This is a genomic window from Oleiphilus sp. HI0125, assembly GCF_001635355.1.
This window is the reverse complement of record NZ_LWGF01000947.1, coordinates 1-1391: the sequence shown is the minus strand read 5'-3', so window position 1 is coordinate 1391 and position 1391 is coordinate 1. Positions and strand designations below refer to the sequence as shown.

Genomic DNA, 1391 nt, shown 5'->3' with positions numbered 1-1391 from the left:
GCGACCTGACCGTTTAAGGTATAAGTCCATTTGCCTGTAGTCTTGTCGAAATTCATTGAGCCAAGCTGCCCTTGCCCACTGACAAGCGTCCACGTCACTAGCGTGCCATTAAATGTGTTTGGCAAAGAGCCTTGGTCTGTTACTTTGTTGTTTTCAATGGCTGCACCGGTATCAACGATCTGGCCGCTACTTACCACTTGGTTTTGCGCCGTCCCATCAATACTCATCACAATTTGTTTGGTCGCGGTATCGCCATTCGCGTCGGTGACTTGCACTGTAAAGACATCTTGAACTGTCACACCGGGTTGAAGCGCCTGTACTGCAGGACTATTACTGTCGAGTTTGTACTCCCATTGTCCGGTATTAGGGTTCAAGGTCAGTGTGCCGAAGTTGCCTTGCCCACCGCCATTCAAAGACCATGTATGGGTATCCCCTGCATCTGGATCAAGCGCAGCAAGTGAGCCACTCGATTGGGTTAATGAGCCCTCAACCAATCGTCCCGAGTCTTGCCCAATAATGGTTGGCGCATCGTTGGTACCTTGAATGTCGACGTTAACGGTCTGCTCATGCCGATGACCGTTGGCATCGATCATGACAATCTTCCACGTTTCAGTAACTTGTTGACCTTCAGCGAGCGCTTCGGTTTGCGGAGAATTATTGAGCGTATAGATCCATTTTCCAGTGTTGGCATCAACGGTCAGGGCACCATATGCACCGCCTACAACAGGATGCGCAGAGACAGATTGATAGCTTCCAACGGTTGAAGGAATTGGCGAACCAGACTGAACATTGCTATCTGTATAGGTGCCATTTGCAAACCTAAAAAATTCGATGTTCTTAACGGTATCTGTGCCGTCACGCCCAGGTATGGTATCGATAACTCGAAACTGACCATTGCCCAAATCGACAATACGATACTCACTTCGACTTCCAGTAAACTCAGCGGTATCGCCTTTATTAGCCGATCCGCCATCTAACAGATCATTTCCGCTACCACCTCTTAAAACGTCATCTCCTTTTCCTCCCTTCAATTGGTCGTTGCCATCACCTCCGTGAATTCGATCATCCTTATCGCCTCCGTCTATCCGGTCGTTACCTCCGCGTCCGTCGATAAAATCTTGCTTGTTAGTACCCTTAATGTGATTGTCTGCATTATTGCCAACACGAGTAGGACTAGAATTTTCATCAGGTGCTTTAAACTCTGGGTCTTTTAAGGCAGTACCCGGTGCGCCAGAAAATGAGCCACTATCTTTGGGTTTGGTATTCTCAATAACATTCGCGACAATCGTAGGGTGCGTCGTGGTTACGCCACTCGGAGGAGTGCCTCCGCCCCCTGGAGCTCTATTTTGCGTTCCGATGACATCGACATTAATCGAGAAGGGTTGAGAAGT

General features: G+C 48.6%; 1 protein-coding gene. It reads right to left on the bottom strand.

Features of this window, described 5'->3' with window-relative positions:
* Positions 1-1391, bottom strand: a 1391-nt coding sequence (locus A3762_RS16325; protein WP_197469319.1) for a VCBS domain-containing protein, incomplete at both ends; no start/stop codon positions are given.